The organism is Paraburkholderia sejongensis (assembly GCF_020880815.1).
GTDB classification, from domain to species: Bacteria; Pseudomonadota; Gammaproteobacteria; order Burkholderiales; family Burkholderiaceae; genus Paraburkholderia; species Paraburkholderia sejongensis.
Map to the genome: position 1 here is coordinate 238,701 of NZ_JAJITD010000006.1, position 19,760 is coordinate 258,460.

Genomic DNA, 19,760 nt, shown 5'->3' on the forward strand with positions numbered 1-19,760 from the left:
TTTTTGCTATGCGGGCATGCGCGCCGTTCTCCGCCCTCGCCTCTTTCTCCGATGTTCTCGCTCGCTGTTCCGCAACTCACCGACATGCTTGCATGCCAGGCCCGAATCGAGGTGCCTGACGCTCCGACAGTTCCGTCAGCTCGTCCATGGACAATTCCTAATTTCAATTACCGTTGTTTGCTTCATACGTAATTGACTGTTTTTAACTCACGTGAATGTTGATTTAACTCACGTTAATGGCGATGCGAGGTACTTTCGGAAAGCTAATAAAAACGCTACACCGAATGAATAGAAATATGTTCAGGCTGGTTTTCAGCCGGTGCCGGGGTATGCTCGTCGCTGTTGCGGAAACCGCCATTTCGCACGCCAACGCAAGTCAGCACGCAATCCGTCCGACGATCTCACAGCGCCGCATCACGCTGTTCGCGATGCGTGATGCGGCATTCGCTGCGCTGGCACTGTGCGCACTCGCACCCGTTCTCGCGGACGCTCAAATCGTGTCTTCAGGCGCGCACGCGCCAAACGTGATCCAGACGCGAAGTGGTTTGCCGCAGGTCGATATTAATCAGCCGTCGAATGCGGGCGTTTCGGTTAATACGTACTCACAGTTCGATGTACAACAAAACGGCGCGATCCTGAACAATTCGCCCGTTATTACCAACACAGAACTCGCGGGACAGGTGAGCGGCAACGCGAATCTTGCGCCGGGCCAGTCCGCGCGGATCATTCTCAATCAGGTCAACAGCAATTCGCCAAGTCAGCTGCGCGGGTTCATCGAGGTGGCCGGGAACAAGGCTGAAGTCGTCGTGGCAAACGGGTCGGGGATCGTCGTCGATGGCGGTGGCTTCATCAATACCACGCGGGGCATTCTCACCACCGGAACGCCGATGCTCGATGCGGGCGGCAACCTGAGCGGTTTTAACGTAACCGGAGGCCTGATTTCCGTCCAGGGCACGGGTCTCGACGCGAGCAATATCGATCAGGTGGACCTGATTGCCAGGGCGGTGCAGACTAACGCGAAGATCTACGCCAATACGCTGAATGTCGTCAGCGGCGCAAATCAGGTCGACCACGACACGCTGGCCGCGGCGTCGATCGCAGGCAGCGGCACAGCGCCGGGTGTGTCGATCGACGTGAGCCAGCTCGGCGGCATGTACGCGAATCGCATTCTGCTCGTCGGCACAGAAAACGGTGTGGGGGTGTCCAATGCGGGCGTGATCGCGGCCCAGGCGGGTGACCTGACGCTCACGACGCAGGGCACGCTGGTTCTCGCCGGCAAGACAATCGCGAGCGGCAACCTGGCGGTGTCGGCGGCGGGCGATTTAGATAACAGCGGCTCGACCTACGCGCAGCGGAACCTCACCATCGGTGCGGGTAGCGTGACGTCAACCGGCACGCTCGGTGCGGGGATCGATCCGGACGGCAGCGTTGCGGGCAGTGGCGACCTCAACGTGAACGCGGCAGGCGTGCTCTCCGCGACCGGCAGCAACCTCGCGGGTGGCAACGTAACGCTCCAGGGGGCGTCGCTCGATCTCGCCGGCGGCAGCACGTTAGCAAACGGCGATATTGCGTTGACTGCAGCGGGCGGGGTTGTGGACACATCGGGCGCGACGGTAAACGCAGGTGGTGCGCTGGCCGTGCAAGCGGCCGCTGCGCTTTCCAACGTGCAGGGTCAGCTTGCGGCGACGGATATCACCGTGTCCGCGGCATCCATCGACAACACGTCCGGCCTGATCGACGGCGACCGTGTGCGCGTATCGAGCACAGGGGCGCTGACCAACCGCGACGGCACCATCCGGCAGACCGGTACGGCGGCTCAGACGATCAGCGTGGGCGGCACGCTGGATAACACGCGCGGCACGATTGCATCGAACGCGCAGGACCTCACGGTAAGCGCACAGTCGATCACGAACGACAGCGGCAACATCGAGCACGCGGGCACCGGCCTACTCGCCATCGGCCCGGTTGGCGCCCTCTCCAACGTGAGCGGCCAGATCGCAACGAACGGCGCGCTGCAAATCGCAGCGGCATCGCTCGACAACACCGGCGGCAGACTAGCCGCGCAGCAGGCCGCAAGCGTCGCGGCCGCCAGCGGAGTCGTCAACCGCAACGCCGGGCAGATATACGGCGACGCGGGCCTCACGGTTTCCACGCTCGGCGATTTCGACAACTCGGGCGGCTCCGCACAAAGCGGCGCGGACCTGACGCTCGACGCGGGAGGCGCGCTCACGAACGCGGGCGGCGTGATTGCCGCGAACGGCGCGAGCGGCAACCTTGCCGTGACCGGTTCGGACATCGACAACACGTCGGGTTCGATCACTAATGCGGGAATCGGGCAGACCACGCTCAGCGCTGCCGACACGATCGCGAATACCGCCGGCGTGCTGGGCGGTAACGGCGATGTTCGGGTCAACGCACGGAACCTGGTGAACCGGTCCGCGGGCCAGCTGGTGGCTGGCGGCACCGCGACCCTCGCCGTCACCGATACGGTCGATAACACTGCGGGCACGCTGTGCGGCGCGACGGCGCTGAATCTTGACCAGCCCGCCGCGACGCTCGTTAATGACGGCGGCTCCATCGACAGCGCACAGGATGTGTCGCTGCGCGTAGCGTCGATGTCGAACGCGGGCGGCGTGGTGCGCGCCAATCGCGACATCGCCGTCAGCGGTACGCTCGCGGGCGACGGCGAAATGACGGCGGGCCACGACCTCACGCTGGCGCTCGAAGGGGACTTCGCCAGCAGTGCAGCGAACGTACTACACGCGGACAACGATCTGACGCTCGGCGTCGGCGGCACTCTCACCAACAGCGCCGCACTGGAAGCGGGCAACGCGCTGACGGTGAATGCGGTCAACGTCGTCAACGCGGCAGGCGCCGACATGAATTCGGCTGCAACCACGGTCAACGCCACGGGCGATATCTCGAACGCGGGCAGGATCGAGGGCGATACGGTGACGACGCACAGTGCGAGCCTGAACAACACGGGCGCTGTGATCGGCAACAACGTCTTCGTGAATGCCGCGGACGTGACCAATAAGGGCGCGCAGGCACTCATCGCCGGGGCATCGTTCCTGGGCATCTACGCGGCCAGTTCGCTGACGAATGCGGACGGCGCACTGATCTACAGCGCGGGAAACATGGAGCTGGCGCGCGATAACGCGCGCGACGCCACCGGTCTGCTCGCGAACCAGACCGGCGTGATCACGAACAGCGCGGCCATCATCCAGGCCGCGGGCGGTATCGACGTCGCCGCGCACTCGCTGACGAACCAGCGCACAGGTGTGCAGACCGAAGCCGGAACGCCTGTCACGACGGTGGGACCGACGCTGACGCTGTGGACCGGTGGCATACCGATCGACGAACTCGGCAGCTACAGCAGTTCTGTCTACGACCAGTGGTATTTCGGCAAGTCGGAGGCGATCGGTGCGTCGGCAATCGCCAGACTGGCCCGGCCGCTGGAGGTGACGTTGCCCGCCTCGCAGGTGACGAACATCGACACCGCGAACCAGACACTGTCGCTCACCACGCCGCTGACCGATACGTACTGGTTGTGTCCCCGCGGCTTCTGCACCGGGGAAGCCCAGACCCGCACCATTACCAGTAACGCGGTGCAGTACTACCAGAGCCTGGTCCGGAACGGCGACGGTACGGTCACGCTTACTTTTTATCCGGACTACGATCCATCGAAGCACATCGCGCCCGGGGACGTGCGTATCGACACGACGCTCGGCAGCGACAGTCACGATTACGTCGAACTGAGCCGTACGGTCACCACCACGACCGCGACAGACCGGCTTGTCGATGCGGGCACGGCCGCAACGATCCAGGCGCAGGGCTCGATCCGCATCAACGCGGACGGCGGCACGATCGACAACGAAGCATCGACGATGGCCGCGGGCGGCGATCTCGTGCGCCGTGCAACCGGCGGCTCGGTGAACGACACCGGCATCCTGTTGCAGCAGACCGGCACCGAAACAACCAGTTCGGTCTACTACTGGCATCAGAAAACCGGCGACAGCAGCGATACGAAGTCCGTCACCGGTACGGCTGTGCCGCTGCCGTCCACGACGGTTGCATCGCTGCCGGCCATTGCGACCGCGAATCAGACTGTCCAGACCGATGCGCAGGACATCGCCATTGGCTCCGTGGATCGCGTCGGCCAGACCGTCACCGGTGCTGGCGTGTCCGGCGGTAACGCAACCGGCACGCAGCTGGGCAGCACCGGTACGTCAGATAACCGGCCGCAGACGCTCGGCGACGCAGCAGGCGGTATTCCGGGCCTCAAGCTTCCTGCCAGCGCGCTATACACGTATCAGAGCGCACCCGATGCCCCCTGTCTCGTCGTCACCGATCCGCGCCTGACGAGCTACGCGAAGTTCATTTCGAGCGACTACATGCTCGACCGGCTCGGCCTGAATCCCCAGGTGACCGCGAAGCGTCTCGGCGACGGCATGTATGAACAGCAACTGGTGATGGAGCAGGTCACGCAGCTGACCGGGCGGACGTTCCTTGGGCCTGCCACGAGCAATCTGGATGAATACACGGCGCTGATGAACAACGGCGTGGCGTATGCGCAGGCGTTCGGTCTCACGGTGGGCATCGGGTTGAGCGACGCGCAGATGGCGCAACTGACGACCGACATGGTGTGGCTGGTAAGTCAGACCGTGGCACTGCCGGACGGTACGCAGCAGACGGTGCTGGTGCCGCAGGTTTATCTCGCGCAGTCCAGCACTGTCGATCTGCAGGACAGCGGTGCGCTGGTCGCCGGTAACCGCGTGAACCTGAACGCGACGGGCGATGTGAGCAACAGCGGACATGTCGCCGGCGATGTGGCGACGACGGTCATCGGCAACAACGTTGTGAACCGGGGCGTGATCGGCAGTGGTGGGGCGACGACCGTGGCCGCGGTGGTGGACGTGACGAACGTCGGCGGACGCATCGGCGGCGTCGATACGGTGGTTAGCGCGGGCCGCGATATTGTCAACCAGAGCACGGTTGCGGGGGCTGCGGTAGCGGGTGGCAACGCTGGCTTCACTTCAAGCGCAACCGGCATGGCGGTCCAGTCGGTCGGCACGATCTCAGCGAGCAATAGCGCGACGCTGCTCGCGGGACGAGACGTGAACATGAATGGCGCGGCGATTCAGACCGGGGGTGACGCAGCCATCGCGGCAGGCCGCGATATCAACGTGGGCACGACGACCCTCACGGCCACCCAGGAGGCAGGAACCACGGACGGCCTGAACGGCCACCGCAGCATCACGACAACCAGCGTCGGCAGCACGATCACGACCGGCGGCAACCTCACTACCGTCTCCGGCAACGACACGAGGCTGACCGGTACGCACGTGCAGGCGGGCGGCGATGCGACGCTGGTCGCCGGCGGCGACCTGACCGTGACCGCCGCGAAGGACACCGCGACCTATACCGGCCAGTCGATCGGCGGCGATATCGCGCACCACAAGGATTCGACCTACGACGAAGCCGCCCGGGGCAGCAACATCAACGCGAGTGGGGATGTCTCCCTCGCGGCGGGCCAGTCGGGAACGGGCAACCTCAACGTGCTTGGTTCGTCGGTGACGACAGGCGGCGTCGATGGTGCAGTGGGCGGCGCGGTCAGCCTGCAGGCGGCGAGCGATATCACGATCGGCGCGGTCACGGAAACGCACGACGCGGATCGCTGGTCGGAGAACCGGCATTCCAGCATCCTGTCGAGCGAGAGGATTACCGATACGTCCACGTCGCATACGGTGCTGTCGGTCGGCTCGACGGTCGCGGGCGAGACCGTCGCGGCCAGCGCGGCGCACGATCTGAATATCAGCGGGTCGACCGTCGCTTCGTCAAACGACATGACGCTCACGGCCGGTCATGACCTGAACATAACGACCACGCAGAACACGAGCCAGAGCACCACGGTTCATGAGGAGCACGCTTCCGGCTTCGGCGCGATGAGCGGTGGCGGCGCGAGCATCAACTTCGGTACCCGCGAGGAGACGAAGACTACGCACGACAGCAGCGTCACGAGCAACGGCAGTCTCGTGGGCAGCACCGGCGGCAGCGTGACGATGAACGCGGGCAACGACCTGCATATCACCGGCAGCGACGTGATCGCCGCGCAGGACGTGACAGGTATGGCCACCAACGTGATCATCGATGCGGCCGCCAATGCCGCGCACCATGACGAAACGCAGGAGATGAAGCAGAGCGGTTTTACGCTGGGCCTGTCAGGCAGCGTCGGCGATGCGATCAACGGTGCGGTCACGCAGACGCAGGCAACCCGCGATAGCGCGGACAGCGGCAACGACCGCGCAGCGGCACTGCATGCGATCGCCGCGGTGGGCAATTCGGCCATGGCAGTGGCGGGCGTGACCGGCGGCGCGCTCGCGGGAAAGAACCCGAGCATCGGCGTACAACTGAGCTTCGGCAGCAATCAAAGCAAAAGCACGTACCGCGAGGATCAGACCATCCATACCGGCTCGACGGTGCAGGCCGGCAGCACGGCCACGTTCGTTGCCACGGGTGACGGTTCCGCTGGCTCGGGCAATATCATCGTTTCGGGTTCGAACGTGAGCGCGAATGATGTTGTGCTTGCGGCCAGGAACCAGGTCGATCTGCTCAACACCACCGATACCGATTCGACCGCCAGCACGAACAAGTCGAGCAGCGCGAGCGTCGGCGTGTCGTACGGGACGCAGGGTTTTGGGGTGTCGGCGTCGATGTCGAATGCGCATGGCGATGCGAACAGCGACACCGCGATGCAGAACAACACGCATGTGACCGGTGAGACCAGTGTGACGATCGTGAGCGGTGGCGATACGAACATCATCGGCTCGAACGTCAATGGTGGCACGGTCACGGCCGACGTTGGCGGCAATCTGAATGTTGCGAGCGTGCAGGATACGACCGTGAGCACCGCGCATCAGAGCAGTGTGAGCGGCGGCTTCAGCGTCAGCCAGGGCGGCGGCAGCGCGAGCTTCAGCGCGCAGAACGGCCATGCGGATTCGAACTATGCACAGGTCAAGGAGCAGGCGGGGATTCAGGCGGGTGACGGGGGTTTCAATATCAACGTCATCGGCAATACCGATCTGAAGGGCGCGGTGATTGCGAGCGATGCGGATGCGTCGAAGAATTCGCTGACGACCGGCACGCTTACCTATAGCGATATCGAGAACCAGTCGCACTATAGTGCGTCTAGTGGGAGCATCGGTGTGGGCGCGGGTGTCGGGAATACCGGCAAGGCGATTGGGCCGGGATCGGTGAGCGGCGCTGGCGGTGCGGTGCCGATGTTCCTCAACGAGAACAGTGACGATAGCGCCACCACACGCAGTGCGATCGGCGCCGGAGCGATCAATGTCACGGACGGCGCGCGGCAGACGCAGGATGTGGAGGCCCTGAGTCGTGACACCACTAACACCAATGGCACGGTTTCGAACACGCCGGATGTGAACCGCATCCTGAACCAGCAGGCGGACACGATGGCCGCGGCGCAGGCGGCCGGCCACGTAGTGGCGCAGGGGATTGCGGCGTATGCGGATTCCAAACAGGAGACGGCACAGAAAGCGGCGGATGCGGCGAAGGCTTCCGGTGATATGGAGACCTACGCGAAGTATCAGGCGGAGGCGGATTCGTGGGATGAAGGTGGGGCAGATCGGGTTGCGTTGCATGTTGCGGGTGGCGCCCTGCTTGGAGGTCTGGCGGGAGGCGGGATTGGCCCGGCGGCGGCGGGCGCGGCGGGCGCTGGAATGTCGTCGGCGTGGGCCGGGAAGCTGAATGGTCTGGCCGATGAGATCGGCGGCGCGACGGGGTCGATGACGCTGGGGAATGTGACGTCGAATGTGCTGGCGGGGTTGAGTGGCGCGCTGGTGGGTGGGGGCATGGGCGCGTTTGCGGCGTCGAATGCGGATTTGTATAACCGGAGTACTGGTAATGCCGATGGCAAGGGCGGCAAGGGTAATCCCTTCGGCATCGGCAAGGATCTGGTGTCGACGGTATGTGGTGCGGGCGCGCAGTGCAGCGATGCGACGTTGAATGCGGCGATTAACGCTCAGGCAGAACTCGCTAGTGTAGGCGCAGATAATGTAGCTCAAACAGGAGCAGTTGCTGGAATGGCTTTGGGAGGTACTGCCGCAATCGCTGTTGGTCCGCAGGCCTTTGCCGCGTATAAGGCCGCTCAGGCGGCATATTCGTTGACCACTGCGGCACTGACCGGTGCGACGATTTCAGGTGGAATATATACAGGGGCAGCTGCATATGGGGCGTACACGGACTACAAAGGTGGCCAAGACATAGGAACCAGCTTCGATAACCGGTTTTCTGTAGAGGGACTCGCCGCGGCGTCAACATTCGGCGCAATTAATGGAATGTTCAAAACGTCGATGTTTAGCTGGGCCGGTGTCGAAAATTCGATAAGGAATGTTGCCACGGCTCCTGGTTTTGTTATCCAGGTAAATGGCATCATCCTGAGTCTCACTGCTGGCAAGGCGGTACAAAGTGCGGTCCAGCAACAGGATTGAATCGATGATTGGGAGACGTTCATGTTTGACGGTTTCTGGAGTGGCGTCCTTGGCGGACTTTTCGGATCCTCACTCACGCGCTGGGCCAGGAAGTATCGGTATTCGACGATATTTCTTATTGTGACGATTGGAGTACATATCTTTTCGTTTGCACAGGATCTGGTGAGGGTCGGCGGCCATGCGGCTCTCATGCGATTTCGAGAATTTACTTTCACAACGATAGGACTGCTAGTGCCAATGGGAATAGGTCTGCTGGCGGTTCTATGCGTGTTTGTTTGCGCAAGCTTGATACCAGAAAAAAAAGGATAATTCGACTGTTAACAGCAAGTTTGTCACGAGCCACAGTCTTTGAATACATAGTTAGATGGCAAGGTGCGCTTATTTGGTAGTTTCACTGAGTAACTCCACGCGGCTGCTCTCAGCGCGGTAGCAAGTTCGAGAACGATCAACGGCATGTTTAACTGGCAGGCGTCGTAAATTCGATAAATGAAGTTACGGCAGCCCCGGCTTTGTGCTCCAGGTCAATAAATTAATTCTGGGGCAGGCCGCAGGTAGAGCCGCCCAAGCCGCTGTTCAATCGCCTCAAAATGTTCAGAGAACCTAACGATGCTTGACGGATTTTGGAGTGCTGTTTTCGGTGGCATGTTTGGTCCAGCTATTTCGCGTTGGCTTGGGCGATATAGATTTTGGATGGTTTTTATTGTCATTTTTATTGGGATATATACTTCATTATTCGTTATTGAGTATTCAAAGTTGGTCTTGCTGACTCGGCAAAAAGAATAGTTGCAATGACTTTCTACATTGCCAGGAATACTTGCGCCGGTTGGGATCGCGGCAGGACTGGCATTGTGCGCATTTCTCGGTGCAACGTCAGCGAAAAAAATCGGAATAATTCCGGCGCTGACTATATGACCTTCCACGTTACGGCCAATCCGTGGGGCGCCAGCTAGCTTGGTACGCCCGGCATTTACTGATCCATGCGCTGTTCAAACTGACCTCTTCCACGTGCCGGTGTCCCGCAGCCACGGAAAAACGGAGAGATTCATGTTTGATGAATTCTGCCGCGGCATGTTTGGCAGTCTATTCGGCCCTGCGCTCATTCGTCGGGCCGGGAAGTACAAGTATTGGACGATTTCTTTCGTTGCTTCGAATCTATCAAACAATAGCTGATCAACGTGGCATATCCGCGCAGGTCTATTTCGCCGAAGGAACTCTTCAGCCGGCAATCAACCTTGCGACCAAGATTCATCTCGACCCGACCGTGGGTGCTAGCCAACTCTCAATTAGAGGAAGTGATCCTCGTGGATTGCTGCAATATACTCAAACGGTATCGACTCCGATTGGCCGGAAATGGAGCAAACGCACACATTAAACCTAGACTCAATCCAGAAGACTGGGCGTAGAGTGAATTATGGACAGGTAGTGGTTGGAATCTCTTTAGACCAAATCCCGCGGCAGTTGAGATTAGTACATTGGCGGGTGGCGCGGGGCAAGGAATTGCTGGATCTGCAGCGCAGAACTTGCCGCAATCTAATGGACAGAAAAAATGATACGGTGGCTACTGGCCTTCATTGGTGTATGGGTGATTTGCACGGGAGGATTTTATATCATTTGGTTAGCCGGACTAATCATGAACTGCACCCTTATGCAAGGCTGTTTAGCACAATTTAATCTTCACAGCTTGTTCGATGCGGTAAATGGAAGGAGCGTCCTTTTAAAAGCAACGATATCTGCCATAGCAGTTACTTTTATCGTTTGGTCCCAAAAAAAATCGTGATAACAGCAAACCCGGCGCTGGCCGGGTTTGCATGAGGGTGGGACAGACCGTGGGCTTTGCACATTGCAGGTGGTGCGTTGATGGGCGCACTCGGCGGCGGCAATGCATGCAGAGCTCTGACCGGTCGATTTCAATATTTCAGGAGTACATTGTGAATAGCGCACAGGGCAGCGGCCCGACGTATCAGGCGACGACAATTGGCTCGAATCCGGGGTTGTTCCGGTTGCCTGACTTTGTGAACTTCTAGGTGGATTACTTCGTGGGAAGCGTGTGGGGGACGTTCACGCGCAATGGAAATGCATACTTTGGCGGCGGGTTAAACATGAACTTTCCCAATCCGGTTAACGCAAGCGCTGGAATTTCCGCTGTATGGCTTAATTCTCCAACTGTGAAGCCAAGACAGGCAAATGACTTTGCAGGAGGAGGTTACGCCGGGGGTTTGACAGGAGCATATGATTTAATCGGCAGTGGTCTGATGTATTCTCCAGGTAATGGCACGGCAACAGCGATAGGTTTTGGTGCTGGTTTTAATCTCGGTAAAACCCCAAATGTTGAAACTGTCGGCGGGGGATATTCCGTTGATCAAGGAACAACTGGAGTGGAATGGTGACATGATGCCTAGCTTCCCATTCTCGTCTTCTACTCGGTCTCGTCGAAGCCGAATCACATTCCTGATCCTCTTCACGGCGATGATGAGCTTCATCGCGTACGTCGTGATAAAGAACATGTTCTTTAGCTGAAGCGACAGAGCCGGCCTTGCGCTGGGTCTGTTGTTTATGGGGTTGTTCCGTTTGGGGTGGTGACGAGGCGGCCGAACGGTACCTGGTGAAGGCCGCCAGCGCATGTGTTGCTGAACGGTGGCGTGTCGTTCGGGATGAGCGTGCAACGGATCAAGATTGGCGTCAGCCAAAGTCAACTCCTGTGTTGAGTTGGTGGTGGTCAGCGGTCACACGCCAATACCCCCCCGCCACCCCGCTATACTTTCGCCCCCACCCACCCATCAACCGACCCATGAAGAAGTGGCTTGCCAGTCTGTTATTCGCCGTCGCCGCTCACGCGAGCGCGGCGCCTTCCTGCACCCAGTTCACGCCGAATGCGCAATGGCCGGTGCTCAGCAATCAGAAGATGGCGCCGAAAACGCGCCTGCTCTGCTATAGCGATTTCGCGGTACTGCATTCGGGGATCACGCACGGCCCGCTCTGGTCGGCCGAGCATCTGACGCGCGCGCATATCGAAGAAGCGAAAGATATGGTGCGCACCAACAAGTTCTTCGAAGACGCGCGCCTGCCCGAAGGCGAAGGCGCGACGCTCGCCGACTACAAGCGCAGCGGTTTCGACCGCGGTCATATGAGCCCGGCCGGCAATCGCTGGAACGACGAGGGGATGGCGCAATCGTTCTCGCTCGCGAACATCGTGCCGCAAAACCGTCAGAACAACCAACGATTGTGGGCTCGCATCGAAACCGCGGTGCGCAAGATCGCACTCTCTTACGACGACACCTACGTCGTCACCGGTCCGATGTTCTCCGGTCAGCAATTGCAGACCATAGGACCGACGCGCGTGTTCGTGCCGACCCAGTTGTACAAGGTCGTCTACGTGCCGTCGCGGCGCCTCGCGTTCGCGATCGTAGTCGATAATGTATCGACCAATCGCTACGACATCCGCACGATTCACGAACTCGAAGCGGTATCGGGCATCCGTTTTCCGGGCATTCCGGAAGACCTCAAGGACCAGCGACCAGGAGGACTGAAAGGTGTTTAAACCCTATGCGAACGATGACGACGTGCTCAATATCCAGGGCGATGCGCTCACGCTCAGCAACGGCGCGACCCGCGTCGTGCTGAACGGCACGCTCGAACTGACGCGCGACCAGCGCGGACTGAAAGCGGCGCTCGCGTTGAAGGAAGCACTCGATGCGATCGTGGCGAGCCTGCAGGCCGACGCGAATCTACCGGCGAAGGTGAAGGACGAACCCGATCAGAAGCCCGGCGTCACGCAAAATCCGTTTCAATAATGCGAGGGGGCGGCGTTGCATTTGCGCCACCCCTTAACCCTTCGCCAGTCTCTCCGCCGTCGCGCAAACCTTTGCGTGACGGCCTTTTTACCGATCTCGCGCCACCAGCTCGATCAGGCCCGCCGCTGACACATAATGTTCATATAGAAACCTTAGCGTGCGAGGCTTGTTCTTCATTCGACTGGCGCCGCCATGCATCCAGCGTTCTCGAGTTTTCGCCGTTCGTCCGCGCAAGGCAACCCTCGCACGGCCGGTGACTTGTGTCAGGAAGTTCCATCGGTAGACGCTCGAGATCCGAACGCGCTGGTAATGGAAATCTTCTCCGCGCGGCGCGATATGCAGAGCCTCGCGGTGATCGACGACCAGCGCCCGATCGGCCTGATCAATCGCGATATCTTCATGTCGCAGATGAGCCGGCCGTTTCATCGCGAGCTGTACGACAAGAAAAGCTGCATCGCGTTCATGGACAAGGAGCCGCTGATCGTCGATGCAGACATCAGTATTGAGGCGCTCGCGTTCAGAACGGTCGAAGCCGGCGATAAAGCACTGGTCGACGGCTTCATCGTCACGCGCGACGGCCGCTTCTCGGGTCTCGGCAGCGGTCTGCAACTGATTAGCGCGGTGGCCGAAATGCAGGCGGAGAAGAACCGCCAGATCATGCAGAGCATCGAGTACGCGAGCGTGATCCAGCGCGCGATGCTGCGCGCGTCCAGCGAAACGCTGTCGATGAAGCTGCGCGACGCGGCGATGATCTGGGAACCACGCGATGTAGTGGGCGGCGACTTCTATCATTTCGCGGCGTTTCCGTCGGGCTGGTTCGGTGCGGTCGCCGATTGCACCGGCCACGGCGTGCCGGGCGCGTTCATGACCTTGCTCGCTTCCGCGTCACTGTCGAAGGCGCTGGAACAGATCGGTCCGCGCGACCCGGCCGCGCTGCTCGCGGCGGTCAATCGCAACGTCAAAAGCCAGTTGGGCCAACTCGACGACGGCGACGCCGGTAACCAATCGAACGACGGTCTGGACACCGCACTCTTCTGGTTCGATACCGAGCAGCGCGTACTGCACTTCGCCGGCGCGCGGATCGCGGCGCACATCCTCCCACCCGAAGCCGCCGAGTTCGAAACGATAGCGGCCGACCGGATGGGCGTCGGCTACGTGGACAGCCACGCGGACTATGCATGGCACCTGCGCTCGATTCCCGTCACGCCGGGCAGCCTGCTGTTCATCTACACCGATGGTCTCAGCGATCAGATCGGCGGCCCGCGCAATATTTCGTTCGGCCGGCGCCGCGCGCTCGACGTGGTCGTCGAGCACCGCGCCGACACCCCGGCCGCGATCTGCGAGCGGGTGCGGCTCGCGCTCGCCCAATGGCAAGGTCTCCAACCCCGACGTGACGACGTCACGCTCTTCTGTGCCCGCATCTAACGAATTACCGCAATGTCCCAACTACTCGAATCAGACAGCGCTTTTTTCGATCTCGCGCAGCGACGCAACGTGCTCTTCTATCACAAGGGCTTCTTCTCCAATAACATCGTCGCGTCGATGGGCGAGGTCGTGAAACTGCAGCTGGAAGTGGCCGGCGTCAGCGGTCCGACCCGCCGCAAGCTGTTCTCGTCCTTTATCGAACTGTCGCAGAACATCGTGCATTACTCGTCGAGCGCACTGGAGTCCGGCGGCGATACAGCCGGCGCAATTCGCGAGGGCGCGGTGTGCATCTCGAAGCACGGCGAGCGGCACGTCATGTTGTGCATGAATCCGATCGCAACCGAAGAAGTCGACGCGCTGCGCAGCCGGCTCGAACCGCTGCGCAACATGTCGCTCGACGAAATCAAGCAGGCGTACAAGGTGTCGTTGCGCACCGACACGCCGAAAGACAGCAAGGGCGCCGGACTCGGCTTCCTGACGATGGCGCGCGATGCGAGCGCACCGCTCGAATTCGCCTTTCATCCGCGTGCCGACGAACCCGGCACCACGCTGTTTTGCCTCATGGCCATCATCTGAGCAGGAACGCGCACGAACCATGGAAAACCTGTACATCTCCGCCACGCCGACCTCGCCCGAAGTCGACTTTCGTTTCGACCAGCACGCGTTGTCGATCAAGGGCGAGTCTTACCCCGAAAACGCGGCCGCTTTCTACGCGCCGGTCATCGAACAATTGCGCGCGTATCTCGCAGCCAATAACGACGCTGAAATCACGATCGACGTCGCGCTCACCTACTTCAACAGTTCTAGCACCAAGATGCTGTTCAGCATCTTCGACGCGCTGGACGAAGCCGCGCAAGCGGGCAACCGCGTCGCAATGAACTGGTATCGCGACGAGGAAGACGAGACGATCGCCGAATTCGGCGAAGAACTGAAGGCCGACTTCCAGGCGATCGAATTCACCGATCGTCCAGTCGCGCAGCAGGGCCGCTGACGTGCGCTCGCCCTCTTCCCGTGACGCCGCCGCGAGCGACGCGCCCGATCTGTTCCGGAACGAAAGCGCGGCGCTCGACAAAGCACGCGCGATGCATGCGAGCGCCGCCGCGGGAGCCGCCGACTATCGCCAGTCGTTAGGCGAGCTGATCGAGCACTTCCAGCGACTGATGCGCGAGACGCGCCGGCTGATCGGCCGCAGTGACCGCGCCGAACGCGAGATGCAGGCGCTCGCGCAGCAGCTCGCGTATCGCGCGTCGCACGATGCGTTGACCGGCGTGCTCAACCGCAGCGCGGTAATCGAGCGGACCGCGAAAGTGTTGCGCACCGAGAGCGCGGTGATGGTGATTCTCGACATCGACGAGTTCAAGCGCATCAACGACGACTACGGCCATCCGACCGGCGACGCGGTGATTCTCGGCGTGGTCGACTGTCTGCGGCGGATTGTCGGCGATGCGGGCTTCATCGGCCGGGTGGGCGGCGAGGAATTCACCGTGCTGCTGCCGGGTCGCGAGGCCGCCGACGGCGCGCTGCTGGCCGAGCGCATGCGCGCGGCGATCAGCGATTCGCTGGTGGTCGCGCCGGTCGAGCGACGCATCACGGCCAGCTTCGGCGTCAGCGTCAACGCGGCGGGTACCAGCTTCGACACCGCCTATGGCCTCGCCGACGCGGCGTTGTACCGGGCCAAGCGGGGCGGGCGCAATCGCGTGGAATTTGCCGACCGCTAGGCGGACAGGCAGACCCACGATGCAGCCACCTAAACATTCACTCTTCGGACGGTCCGGTTCGCCGTCGCGCCGCCTCGACGCGCAGGCGAGCGCGCTGCGCTCCGACGTTGCGCGCAAGGCCTGCACGCTGATCGCCGTGCTGGCGATTCTCGCCGTGATCGCGACGAGCACGTTCCTCGCGCTGCTCCAAAGCAGCGAACAGGACAGTGCGCTGCGCACGATCCAGGCGTCCGGGCGCCTGCGTCACGATCTCGACCAGTTGCAGCAACTGATGCTCGACGAACACGCGACCCTCTACACATCGATCGCGACGGTGCCGCTCTACAAGCGCGCGGCCTACGACTTTCCGATGTCCGCGCTGCTCGCGTTGACGCGCGACGCGCGCGATAGCTGCAGCGAAAATCACGTGTGCGTGTCGCGGCTCTCGGAGCTCGACGACATGATCGGCCGGCTCAGCGAGCTTAGCTTCGGTCTCGCGCGCAAGGTCGCGGACCGTCCTGGCAGCGTCGCGATGGGCGATCCGCAACTCGAGGAAATCGACGCGTACTTCTATAACGTGCTGGAGCGAGTTGTCGACGTGCGACTGGCGGCCGACGCGAAAGTCGACTCGGTCGTCAGCAAATCGTCGCTCGACGCGAAGTGGTTTACGCGCGTGCTGTTGAGTTGCGGCGTCGTTGCCGCGGTGCTGCTGCTTGCGCTGATTCGCTGGAATGGGCGGATCGGCTCCCATCTGCGCCGCTCGCTGCATCAAACCGAAGAAGTGCGCTCGCGCTACCAGCGGTTTTTCGAAGGGCACCCGTTGCCGATCTGGGTCACCGACGACGAGACCCAGAAAATCATCGCGGCCAATGCCAGCGCGCAACGCGATTTCGGTTACACGCAGCAGCAGTTGCTCGGAATGTCGCTGAACGAGCTGCGCGTCGAGCAGGTGCTCGGGCAGTTGCCGCAACTGCGCGAGCGCCGGATCGAGCAGTGGCGGCACGCGACGCAATCGGCCGGCATCTGGGTCTATCGCACCCGCGCCGGCAACCGGCTGTCGATGGAAGTGCATCATTTGCGCATCGAACTCGACGGCCGTCCGGCGACGATGGCCGTGATGGTCGATGTGACGACGCTGATTCAGTACCACGAAAGACTCGAACATCAGGCCCGCTACGATGCATTGACCGACCTGCCGAACCGGGTGCTGCTCGGCGAATATCTCGGCGAGTCGCTGCTGCGCGCGGCGACGACGGGCCAACACGTTTCGGTGCTGTTTCTCGATCTCGACCGCTTCAAGGAGGTCAACGATTCGCTCGGCCACCGGATCGGCGATCTGCTGCTGAAGGCGGTCGCGCGACGGCTTCAGCGGCTGCTGCGCGCGACGGATTTCGTCGCGCGTTACGGCGGCGATGAATTCGTGATCGTCGCCGAACGTTCGGACGCGGCGCAACTGACCGGGATGCTCGACCGCCTGATTCGCGAAATGAGCGAGCCGTACAGCATCGGCGAGCACGAGCTGTATCTCGAAGTGAGCATCGGCGTCAGCACGTCGCCACAGGATGGCGCGAAGCCGGACCTGCTCACTCGCAATGCGGATGCCGCGCTGTACGCGGCGAAATCGCGCGGCCGCAACCGCTATCAGTTCTATAAGCCGGAATTGAGCCGGGCCGTCGCCGAGAAATTGCGACTCACCACGCGGCTGCGGCGCGCGGCGAAAGCCGATGAATTGCGCCTCGTGTATCAACCGCAGATCGATATGGAAACCGGCTGCATCGTCGGCGCGGAAGCGCTGTTGCGTTGGCATGACAGCGAACTCGGCGAGGTCTCGCCGGCCGTGTTCATTCCGCTCGCCGAGGAAACCGGTCTGATCCAGAGCATCGGCACCTGGGTTCTGCGGCAGGCCTGTTTGCAGGCGAAGGCATGGGTGCGCGCGGGTCTGCCGGCGATGCGCGTGTCGGTCAACGTATCGCCGCTGCAACTCGAGCGCACCGATTTGCCGGGCGTGGTGCGCGCCGCGCTCGACGAAGCCGGGTGGCCCGCGCACCTGCTCGAACTCGAAGTCACCGAGGGCGCGTTGATGCGCAACGCCGAGGAAGCGCAGCGGGTGCTGCGCGAACTGCGCGCGCTCGGTGTGTCGATCGCAATCGACGACTTCGGCACCGGCTATTCGAGCCTCAGCTATCTGAAGCGCTTCAGCGTCGACCGGATCAAGATCGATCGCGCGTTCGTCTGCGAGATCGGCAAGGACTCGGAACTCGAAGCGCTGTCGCTGGCGATCATCGCGATTGCCGAAACGCTGAGCTTCGACGTGGTGGCCGAAGGGGTCGAACTCGACGTGCAACGCGAGTTTCTGGTCCGCCACGGCTGCTCTGTCGCGCAAGGGTTCCTGTTCAGTCCGGCGGTGTCGCCCGACGATCTGGCGCGGATGCTCGGCGACACCGCGGTCGCTACTTTTTAGCGTCTTCGACTTGTATCCGCGCTGACGCACTAGTTACGTTTTGTCACCAGCATCGCGTCAACTCCTGCATCCCGGCCCACGTTATACCGGCAGCGCGCTGAAATGATTTCAGCCGCGACAAACGAATCTAACGATTCAACCAGGAGTTACATCATGAAGACGCTTTTCGCCGCTGTTGCTTCCGCTCTGCTCGTGTCGACCGCATTCGCTCAAACGGCCGCGCCGTCCACCGCCCAGCCCGCACAAGCGGCGCCTGCCGCGCAAGCCGCGCAGTCGCCCGCCGCCGGTCAGGCGAATCTGAAGGCGAGCACCGGCGCGACCAAGGACAGCGCGACCGCGACGACGACCAAGGCGCCCGCCGCTACCAGTGCGCACAAGCACGTGAAGAAGACTTCCGCCCACACGACGAAGACCCATAAGTCCAGCGAGAAGAAAGCCGTCGAAACGAGCGATGCAAAGAACAAGACGGAGAGCGCGAAAGAGGCCAGCACTGCCCCGGCAAAAGCCGACGGCGCACAAACCGGCGCGACGAAAACGCAATAACACGTGACCGGTTCCGGCGCTTACCGGCCGTGCAAATGCGGTTGAAATAACAAGCCAATCGAAGCCGGGCTGTGCCGTTCAGGGAGGGCGAGTCGTATGACTCGCCTTTTTTTCTGCGCTTTTTCTCACGCCTCGTGACAGTGCTCGAAATCGTTTCGAACACCGTATCTTTTTACCGACTCGAGTGCGAATCTTTGCACCGCGTTTACGCGCAGGGGTTTACCCTCCAACTGTTCCAACTCACTGTCGCGTCCCCCAGACGCGGTATCAAATGGCTCTCACGCTCACGCAATCGCTCGACCGGCCGGCGGTGCAATCCGCCACTCCGCAGCAGGTTCAACACAGCAACAACAATGTCATTGCGTTTCGCGCGACACGCGCGCTGTTGCACGTAGTGTTGCCAGTGCCACAATTACGTGTACTGCTGCATTCGCCGCTCGGCGTCTATGTGGTCGGTACTGAAACGGTACGCGGCGAAATTCGCGCGCAACTCGACATCGCGCGTGAAGATCTCGACTTTACGTTGCACACGTTGCTCGCGACGTTGCCCGCCGCGACGATCGGTGCGTTGACGCGCCGCGTGGGCAAGGCCGTTGCAAGCACGCATTAGTTGCGTCCGGCACGCGCCGCAACAGTAGCCAATTGCGTCTGCATCGCGACGGGCGCCGCGCGAAACCACGCGCTGCGCGCGAGCAGCGCAGCCAACTCATTCGATGAAAAACGCTCGATGATGGACGGCATCGCGTACCAGGGTCGATGATATGCTGGCTTTAACCTTGGAGCGGCATTGATGAGAACGCTGACCGAGCAACTGACCCAATACGCGGCCTACCATCGCGACCGGCGCAATATCGCCACGCACTTCGTCGGCATTCCGCTGATCGTGCTGGCGCTCGCGGTGCTGCTGAGCCGCCCTGCCTTCGGCGCCGGCCTGCTGCCGGTCACGCTGTCGCCGGCGTGGCTGCTGTTCGTCGCGGCGACCGTCTACTACCTCGCGCTCGACGTGCCGCTAGGCGTATTGATGGCCTGCGTGTCCGCGCTGTGCGTGGCGTTCGGCGAGTGGGTCAGCGCGCAAAGCACGCTCGTGTGGCTCGCGACCGGCATCGGTCTGTTCGTGATCGGCTGGGCGTTCCAGTTCGTCGGCCATGTCGCGTACGAGCATCGCAAGCCGGCCTTCGTCGACGACGTGATCGGCCTGTTGATCGGACCGCTGTTCGTGCTGGCGGAAGCGCTGTTCGGGATCGGCTGGCGGCCCGAGTTGCGCGAGGCGATCGAAGCGCAGGTGGGGCCGACCCGTATCAACGCGGCGGCCAGCGAAGCACATCGCTGAGCC

At 61.7% G+C, this 19,760-nt stretch carries 13 protein-coding genes; 12 read left to right on the top strand and 1 reads right to left on the bottom strand.

The annotated features are described in order from the left end of the window. The first annotated feature begins 284 nt into the window (after positions 1–284). Positions 285–8,510 carry a hemagglutinin repeat-containing protein gene (locus LJ656_RS14065; protein ID WP_425605933.1) on the top strand — a complete coding sequence of 2,742 codons (8,226 nt, stop codon included), beginning with the start codon at positions 285–287 and terminating at the stop codon, positions 8,508–8,510. 521 nt (positions 8,511–9,031) lie between these two features. Here the strand turns inward: LJ656_RS14065 and LJ656_RS14070 are convergent. Next, positions 9,032–9,430, bottom strand: coding sequence for a hypothetical protein (locus LJ656_RS14070; RefSeq protein ID WP_230510014.1), 399 nt, complete (start codon positions 9,428–9,430; stop codon positions 9,032–9,034). Positions 9,431–10,609: 1,179 nt separating this feature from the next. On the opposite strand from LJ656_RS14070, the gene LJ656_RS14075 reads away from it, so the two are divergent. The 11 genes from LJ656_RS14075 (at position 10,610) to LJ656_RS14125 (ending at position 19,757) form a co-directional block, all read left to right on the top strand. Further along, positions 10,610–10,897: a hypothetical protein gene (locus LJ656_RS14075; RefSeq protein ID WP_230510015.1), complete on the top strand. Its 288-nt coding sequence runs from the start codon at positions 10,610–10,612 to the stop codon at positions 10,895–10,897. A 401-nt stretch (positions 10,898–11,298) separates the two neighbouring features. Next, entirely contained in the window at positions 11,299–12,048 is a 750-nt protein-coding gene (locus LJ656_RS14080) for a DNA/RNA non-specific endonuclease (RefSeq protein ID WP_230510016.1), read from the top strand. Then, on the top strand, positions 12,041–12,301 hold the full coding sequence (locus LJ656_RS14085; protein ID WP_230510017.1) for a hypothetical protein: 261 nt from the start codon (positions 12,041–12,043) through the stop codon (positions 12,299–12,301). The genes LJ656_RS14080 and LJ656_RS14085 overlap by 8 nt, the downstream gene beginning before the upstream one ends. A 309-nt stretch (positions 12,302–12,610) precedes the next feature. After that, on the top strand, positions 12,611–13,726 hold the full coding sequence (locus tag LJ656_RS14090) for a PP2C family protein-serine/threonine phosphatase (RefSeq protein WP_230510018.1): 1,116 nt from the start codon (positions 12,611–12,613) through the stop codon (positions 13,724–13,726). A 12-nt stretch (positions 13,727–13,738) separates the two neighbouring features. Further along, complete coding sequence (locus LJ656_RS14095; RefSeq protein ID WP_230510019.1) at positions 13,739–14,302, top strand: SiaB family protein kinase; 564 nt, start codon at positions 13,739–13,741, stop codon at positions 14,300–14,302. Positions 14,303–14,321: 19 nt separating this feature from the next. Then, positions 14,322–14,717 (top strand): DUF1987 domain-containing protein, encoded by a 396-nt coding sequence (locus LJ656_RS14100; protein ID WP_230510020.1) that lies wholly within the window; start codon positions 14,322–14,324, stop codon positions 14,715–14,717. A gap of 1 nt (position 14,718) precedes the next feature. Continuing rightward, the gene (locus LJ656_RS14105; protein ID WP_230510021.1) at positions 14,719–15,444 is read left to right on the top strand and encodes a GGDEF domain-containing protein; all 726 of its coding nucleotides are present in this window, start codon (positions 14,719–14,721) and stop codon (positions 15,442–15,444) included. A gap of 19 nt (positions 15,445–15,463) precedes the next feature. Then, positions 15,464–17,884 carry a putative bifunctional diguanylate cyclase/phosphodiesterase gene (locus tag LJ656_RS14110; protein ID WP_230510022.1) on the top strand — a complete coding sequence of 807 codons (2,421 nt, stop codon included), beginning with the start codon at positions 15,464–15,466 and terminating at the stop codon, positions 17,882–17,884. 153 nt (positions 17,885–18,037) lie between these two features. Continuing rightward, positions 18,038–18,427 carry a hypothetical protein gene (locus tag LJ656_RS14115; protein WP_230510023.1) on the top strand — a complete coding sequence of 130 codons (390 nt, stop codon included), beginning with the start codon at positions 18,038–18,040 and terminating at the stop codon, positions 18,425–18,427. 271 nt (positions 18,428–18,698) lie between these two features. Next, entirely contained in the window at positions 18,699–19,037 is a 339-nt protein-coding gene (locus LJ656_RS14120) for a hypothetical protein (RefSeq protein ID WP_230510024.1), read from the top strand. A 180-nt stretch (positions 19,038–19,217) separates the two neighbouring features. After that, on the top strand, positions 19,218–19,757 hold the full coding sequence (locus LJ656_RS14125) for an Mpo1 family 2-hydroxy fatty acid dioxygenase (RefSeq protein WP_230510025.1): 540 nt from the start codon (positions 19,218–19,220) through the stop codon (positions 19,755–19,757). Positions 19,758–19,760: the final 3 nt, after the last annotated feature.

Bases quoted from the DNA above. Each gene is read 5' to 3' on its own strand.
- LJ656_RS14065 (WP_425605933.1), top strand. From the start codon at position 285: ATGAATAGAAATATGTTCAGGCTGGTTTTCAGCCGGTGCCGGGGTATG.
- LJ656_RS14075 (WP_230510015.1), top strand. From the start codon at position 10,610: ATGAACTTTCCCAATCCGGTTAACGCAAGCGCTGGAATTTCCGCTGTA.
- LJ656_RS14080 (WP_230510016.1), top strand. From the start codon at position 11,299: ATGAAGAAGTGGCTTGCCAGTCTGTTATTCGCCGTCGCCGCTCACGCG.
- LJ656_RS14090 (WP_230510018.1), top strand. From the start codon at position 12,611: ATGGAAATCTTCTCCGCGCGGCGCGATATGCAGAGCCTCGCGGTGATC.
- LJ656_RS14095 (WP_230510019.1), top strand. From the start codon at position 13,739: ATGTCCCAACTACTCGAATCAGACAGCGCTTTTTTCGATCTCGCGCAG.
- LJ656_RS14100 (WP_230510020.1), top strand. From the start codon at position 14,322: ATGGAAAACCTGTACATCTCCGCCACGCCGACCTCGCCCGAAGTCGAC.
- LJ656_RS14110 (WP_230510022.1), top strand. From the start codon at position 15,464: ATGCAGCCACCTAAACATTCACTCTTCGGACGGTCCGGTTCGCCGTCG.
- LJ656_RS14115 (WP_230510023.1), top strand. From the start codon at position 18,038: ATGAAGACGCTTTTCGCCGCTGTTGCTTCCGCTCTGCTCGTGTCGACC.
- LJ656_RS14120 (WP_230510024.1), top strand. From the start codon at position 18,699: ATGGCTCTCACGCTCACGCAATCGCTCGACCGGCCGGCGGTGCAATCC.
- LJ656_RS14125 (WP_230510025.1), top strand. From the start codon at position 19,218: ATGAGAACGCTGACCGAGCAACTGACCCAATACGCGGCCTACCATCGC.